At 68.8% G+C, this 6,283-nt stretch carries 5 protein-coding genes and 1 rRNA gene; all 6 read left to right on the top strand.

Annotated features, from left to right (window positions below; genetic code table 11):
• Positions 1-86: ribosomal RNA gene (gene rrf / locus ACH4E7_RS26615) — 5S ribosomal RNA — on the top strand; the annotation flags it as partial.
• A gap of 98 nt (positions 87-184) precedes the next feature.
• Positions 185-805 carry a CDP-alcohol phosphatidyltransferase family protein gene (locus ACH4E7_RS26610; protein WP_355675172.1) on the top strand — a complete coding sequence of 207 codons (621 nt, stop codon included), beginning with the start codon at positions 185-187 and terminating at the stop codon, positions 803-805.
• Positions 806-929: 124 nt separating this feature from the next.
• Positions 930-3,425, top strand: a complete 2,496-nt coding sequence (locus ACH4E7_RS26605) for a sugar phosphate nucleotidyltransferase (protein ID WP_396251555.1) — start codon at positions 930-932, stop codon at positions 3,423-3,425.
• Positions 3,426-3,598: 173 nt separating this feature from the next.
• Positions 3,599-4,684, top strand: a complete 1,086-nt coding sequence (locus ACH4E7_RS26600) for a DUF881 domain-containing protein (protein WP_396251554.1) — start codon at positions 3,599-3,601, stop codon at positions 4,682-4,684.
• A complete protein-coding gene (locus tag ACH4E7_RS26595) occupies positions 4,681-5,013 on the top strand; it encodes a small basic family protein (protein ID WP_030062488.1) in 333 nt (110 codons plus the stop codon). The genes ACH4E7_RS26600 and ACH4E7_RS26595 overlap by 4 nt, the downstream gene beginning before the upstream one ends.
• Positions 4,904-6,184: a DUF881 domain-containing protein gene (locus ACH4E7_RS26590; RefSeq protein ID WP_396251553.1), complete on the top strand. Its 1,281-nt coding sequence runs from the start codon at positions 4,904-4,906 to the stop codon at positions 6,182-6,184. The genes ACH4E7_RS26595 and ACH4E7_RS26590 overlap by 110 nt, the downstream gene beginning before the upstream one ends.
• The last annotated feature ends 99 nt before the right edge of the window (positions 6,185-6,283 follow it).

The raw sequence follows: 6,283 nt of genomic DNA, 5'->3' as shown, positions 1-6,283 counted from the left end.
GTTACATTCCGAACCCGGAAGCTAAGCCTCACAGCGCCGATGGTACTGCAGGGGGGACCCTGTGGGAGAGTAGGACGCCGCCGAACAATTCTTCGAGAGAAGCCCCCGCCGGGTGAACCGGACGGGGGCTTTTCTGTTGTAAGGTCAACATGCATTGTTGTTACACGGAACAGGAGGCCCCCGGGTGGAGGTCCAGGAGACGCGGGTCCAGACCGATCGGGTCTTCACCATCCCCAACCTGCTCAGCATGGGCCGGCTGGTCGGCGTTCCGATCTTTCTCTGGCTCATCCTGTGGCCGGTCTTCGGTGGGCCGAAGAATGACGGTTGGGCGCTGTTGATCCTGGCGCTGAGCGGTGTCAGTGACTACCTGGACGGAAAGCTCGCCCGGCGGTGGGGGCAGATCAGTCGAGTGGGACAGCTGCTGGATCCGCTGGCGGACCGGCTCTATGTGCTGTCCACGCTGATCGGATTGACGTGGCGTAACTTTCTGCCGTGGTGGGTGACGGCGATTCTGCTGGCCCGGGAAGTCTTTATCGCGGCTCTGCTGCCCATTCTGAACAGGCACGGTTACGGGCCGCTGCAGACGAGTTTCCTCGGGAAGGCCGCGACCTTCAATCTGATGTACGCGTTTCCGCTTCTGCTGCTCGGCGGTATCGACAGCTGGATCGCGCGGCCGGCTGAGGTCGTGAGCTGGGCCTTCATCTGGTGGGGGACCACGTTGTACTGGTGGTCGGCCATTCTTTACGCGGTGCAGGCGCGACAGATCATCAAGGCGAGCTCCGCGGCCTCGGCGTCCACAGCCTGAGACGTGATCTGAGAGAAGTCCCACGCCGTACCGGTGCGTCGGACGATACCTTCCGGGTAGAGAACCCTCTGGAACGGTTTGATGGACCTGCAGGTCCACCACCGCGAAGGAGGACGCACCCGTAATGAAAGCCGTTGTAATGGCAGGGGGCGAGGGTACCCGACTCCGCCCGATGACCTCCAGCATGCCGAAGCCGCTGCTTCCGGTCGCCAATAGGCCGATCATGGAGCACGTGCTTCGGCTGCTGAAGCGGCACGGCCTCTCCGACACCGTGGTCACCGTCCAGTTCCTGGCGTCACTGGTCAAGAACTACTTCGGTGACGGTGAGGAACTGGGCATGCATCTCACGTATGCCCATGAGGAGACGCCACTAGGCACTGCGGGGAGTGTCAAGAACGCCGAGGACGCGCTCAGGGACGACTCCTTTCTAGTGATCTCCGGTGACGCGCTGACCGACTTCAATCTCTCTGAATTGATCGACTTTCACCGGAGCAAGAACGCGCTGGTCACCGTCTGTCTCACCAGGGTGCCGAATCCTCTGGAGTTCGGTATCACGATCACGGACGACGACGGGCGGGTCGAGCGCTTCCTAGAGAAGCCGACCTGGGGGCAGGTCTTCTCCGACACGGTGAACACCGGTATCTACGTGATGGAACCCGAGGTCTTCGACTACGTCGCGGCGGGTGAGTCCGTCGACTGGTCGAGCGATGTGTTCCCGCAGCTGTTGAAGGAGGGCAAGCGGGTCTACGGCTACGTCGCCGAGGGCTACTGGGAGGACGTGGGCACCCACGAGAGCTACGGCAAGGCCCAGGCGGACGTCCTGGAGGGCAAGGTCGACGTCGAGATCGACGGCTTCGAGATCTCGCCGGGCGTCTGGGTGGCCGAGGGGGCGGAGGTCGACCCCGAGGCGGTGCTGCGCGGGCCGCTGTACATCGGGGACTACGCCAAGGTCGAGGCCGGGGTGGAGATCCGCGAGCACACCGTGCTCGGCAGCAATGTGGTCGTCAAGCGCGGGGCCTTCCTGCACAAGGCGGTGGTGCACGACAACGTATACGTCGGGCCGCAGAGCAATCTGCGCGGCTGTGTGGTGGGCAAGAACACCGACGTGATGCGGGCCGCCCGGATCGAGGACGGCGCGGTGATCGGGGACGAGTGCCTGATCGGCGAGGAGTCGATCATCGCGGCGAACGTCCGGGTCTACCCGTTCAAGACCATCGAGGCCGGTGCCGTCGTCAACACCTCGGTGATCTGGGAGTCCCGCGGCCAGGAGCACCTCTTCGGCGTCCGCGGCGTCTCGGGCATCCTGAACGTCGAGATCACCCCCGAGTTGGCCGTCCGGCTGGCCGGCGCGTACGCCACGACGTTGAAGAAGGGTGCCACCGTCACCATTGCGCGTGACCACTCGCGTGGTGCGCGTGCGCTCAAACGGGCGATGATCTCGGCGCTGCAGACCTCCGCGATCGACGTCCGCGACCTGGAGAACGTGCCGATGCCGGTGGCCCGGCAGCACACGGCACGGGGGAGTGCGGGCGGGATCTTCCTGCGGACCACGCCGGGGGTGCCGGACTCCCTGGACATCCTCTTCTTCGACGAGCGCGGCGCGGACCTCTCCCAGGCGGGGCAGCGCAAGCTCGACCGCGTCTACGCGCGCCAGGAGTTCCGGCGGGCCTTCCCCGGCGAGATCGGGGACCTCACCTTCCCGTCGAGCGTCTTCGACTCCTACGCGGGCAACCTGCTGCGGACGGTGGACACCACCGGGGTCCGGGAGGCCGGGCTGAAGGTGGTCGTGGACACCGCCCACGGCAGCGCGGGGCTGGTTCTGCCCAGCATCCTCGGCCGGCTCGGGGTGGAGGCCCTCACCGTCTCCAGCGGGCTGGACGAGGCGCGGCCGACCGAGGACGCGGAGACGCGGAGGGCCGGGCTGGCCAGGCTCGGTGAGCTGGTGGCCTCCTCACGGGCGGCCTTCGGTGTCCGGTTCGACCCGGTCGGTGAGCGCGTTGCGTTCGTCGACGAGCTGGGCCGGGTGATCGACGACGACCGGGCGCTACTGGTGCTGCTGGACCTGGTCGCGGCCGAGCGGCGCAGCGGGCAGGTGGCACTGCCGGTGACCACGACCCGGATCGCCGAGCAGGTCGCCGCGTACCACGGCACCCAGGTCATCTGGACCACGACGACGCCGGACGACCTCGCGAAGGCGGCCTCCGCCGAGGGCACGGTGTTCGGCGGCGACGGGCGTGGCGGTTTCGTGGTGCCCGAGTTCAGCGGGGTGCTGGACGGTGCCGCGGCCTTCGTCCGGCTGGTCGGCCTGGTGGCCCGGACCCAGCTCACGCTGAGTCAGATCGACGCGCGGATCCCGCAGGCGCACATCCGGCGCCGGGACATCGCGACGCCGTGGGCGGCCAAGGGCATGGTCATGCGCTCGGTGGTGGAGGCGGCCGGCAGTCGGCGGCTGGACACCACGGACGGCGTCCGGGTGGTCGAGGCGGACGGGCGCTGGACGCTGGTGCTGCCGGACCCGGCCGAGGCGATCACCCACCTGTGGGCCGAGGGCCCGGACGACGAGGCCACCGAGGCGCTGCTGGACGAGTGGGCGGCGGTGGTCGACGGCGCTGGGCGGTGACGGCCTGAGCGTACGAGCGCCTGATCGGCGGGGCGTGCGGCCTGGCCCGCACGCCCCGCTGTCCGTTTTCACGACTTTCGGAACGGTCTGTCGCTTCCCGGGGGTGTGTGCAACGTGTGCGCAGCTCAGGGGCCGTGCACGGGGCCGCTCGCCGTCATGGGACGATGGTCCGCATGCCAGCGACGCCGACGCCGAGTGCCCCGAACGGACGGTACAACCGTCCGGACGCCTCGATGTCCCTGCTGACGAACGTGATGGACCACAGCCTGGACGAGGGTTACGCCGAGGCGGCCGCGGCGCGGGGCGGTGAGCACGACAGCCGGATACCCCGGACCCTGCGGGGTCTGCTCACGCTGGGCGCCGGATTGGCGCTGGTCGGGGGTGTGGTGACGGTCGGCGCGGTGAACGCGCACAAGGCGGAGCCCAGCCTCGCCAAGGAACGGGACGCGCTGATCCACCGGATCAACGACAGCAACGGCTCGGCCGACCATCTGCAGAAGCAGGTGCAGGAGCTGCGGCGCAAGGTCGAGGACACGCAGCAGCAGGCGCTCCCCTCGGGGGACGGCGATACGGGCGGCCTGACCGGCATGGTGGGCCTGGGGGAGGTCACCGGGCCCGGGGTGAAGCTGGTCCTGGAGGACGCCCCGGGGACGGGAAGCGGGGGCAACGTCGACCCGCGGGCCGGCCAGGGCTTCTCCAACAGCGGCCGGCTGCGTGACCGCGATCTGCAGCTGGTGGTGAACGGTCTGTGGGGATCCGGCGCGGAGGCGGTCTCGATCAACGGGCAGCGGCTGACCGCGCTGTCCGCGATCCGGGCCGCGGGCGAGGCGGTGTTGGTGGACAACCGGCCGCTGGTCCCGCCGTACAACATCCAGGCGATCGGGGACGGGCCGAAGCTCCTGAGCGCCTTCGAGAACGACATGGCCGGGCAGTACCTGCGACTGCTCCAGGAGAAGTACGGCATCAAGTCGACGCTCTCCGTGCAGAAGAGCCTGACGCTGCCGGCGGCGGTGGGCGTGACGCTGCGGACCGCCCAGCCGGTCACGCCCGAGCCCACGCCCACGGCGACCCCGTCGGTCACGGCACCGGCCACCTCGTCGGCCGGCCCGAGCGGAATTTCCTCGGGCAATCCCGGAACCTCGGAGAGCCCCAGCGCGTCCGTTTCACCATCCGCGCGCAGCGGTGGTCCGACCCCGAAGCGGCATCCGTCCAGCGGATCCGCCAAGACCACGACAGGGACAGGAGCAGCTAGACCGTGATTGCCGTACTGGGTCTCGTGATCGGGGTGGTCGTCGGGCTCTTCGTCCAACCCGAGGTGCCGGACGCCGTCGTGCCGTACCTGCCGATCGCGGTGGTGGCGGCACTCGACGCGGTGTTCGGCGGCGTCCGGGCGATGCTGGACGGGATCTTCAACGACAAGGTGTTCATCGTCTCGTTCCTGTCGAACGTGGTGGTCGCGGCACTGATCGTCTTCCTCGGTGACCAGCTGGGCGTCGGCTCGCAGCTGTCCACGGGTGTGGTCGTCGTCCTCGGCATCCGCATCTTCTCCAACGCGGCCGCGATCCGGCGCCATGTCTTCCGTGCCTGAGTCGGGCCGCGAGGCGGCGGCGGAGAAGGCGGAGGCGGCGAAGTCGGCTGAGCAGCCGGGGGAGAAGGCGGCTGGGAAGGCTGTCGAGGCGTTCGCGGGGAAGAAGGCCGAGAAGGCCGCTCCGGTCGAGCCCGCGGAGGCGGGGGAGGAGCCCGGGGCGATCGAGGCGGAGGCCGAGTCGGCGGAGCCGGAGATGTCTGACGCTAGGGCTGGGCTTGAGGCCGCGGCGGCGGAACCGGAGCCGGTGGTACGGCTGACGAAGGCCGTGGAGCCCGCGCCCGCCGCTGAGGCGGAGCCGGTTTCCGAGGAGCCGAAGCCCGAGGCCGAGCCGAAGGCCGAGTCGAAGGCTGAGTCGAAGGCAGCGGCCGAGGCCGAGCCCGCCGAATCCGCCGAACCGGAGCCCGCAGAGCCCGAGGGTGTTGAGCCGGAGGTCGCCGTGGACCGGAGCGCCGGTCGGCGGCGGCTGAAGGCCGCGCTGTGGCCGCCGCGCCTGTCGCGTGGGCAGCTGGTGGTGGCGCTGCTGCTGTTCTCCCTCGGCCTGGGGCTGGCGATCCAGGTGCGCTCGACCAACGACCACCACAACCAGCTGCGCGGGGCCCGACAGGAGGACCTGGTTCGGATCCTCGACGAACTGGACAGCCGTCAGCAGCGTCTCCAACAGGAGAAGGCGGAGCTCGAGCAGTCCCTGGCGAAGTTGGAGAACAGCTCCAACCAGGCCAAGGAAGCCCAGGAACAGACCAGGAAGAAGATGACCGAACTGGGCGTGCTGGCCGGTACGGTCAAGGCCACCGGTCCGGGCATCGTACTCACGGTCGATGATCCCCAAGGGCAGGTGAAGGCAGATATGCTGCTGGACACCCTGCAGGAACTTCGAGCGGCGGGGGCGGAGGCGATTCAGATCAACGATGTGCGCGTGGTGGTCGACACCTACTTCACCGACCTGTCGGGCGGTGGGGTGCAGATCGACGGGAAGAAGGTCTCGCCGCCCTATCGGTTCACCGTCGTGGGGAACCCGCAGGACCTGACTCCCGCGCTGAACATCCCGGGTGGTGTCGTCCGCACGTTGGAGAGCCACCAGGCGCGGGCGACGATCACCCAGCAGCAGAAGGTGGTCGTGGACGCCCTCGTGGATCCGAAGACGCCGCAGTACGCCAAGCCGGCTTCGAAGTGACGGGGCGCCCGACGAACGGCCCGTCACGGGCGGGCGGCACCCGGTGCGGAGTGCCGCCGTCGCGTGGGGGAGACTGGTTCGCACCAGTACGCTCCGTAG

It is taken from the genome of Kitasatospora sp. NPDC018058 (assembly GCF_044327205.1).
In the GTDB taxonomy this organism is placed as follows: Bacteria; Actinomycetota; Actinomycetes; order Streptomycetales; family Streptomycetaceae; genus Kitasatospora.
The sequence above is the reverse complement of the archived record's forward strand: the minus strand, read 5'-3'. Positions and strand labels throughout refer to the sequence as shown.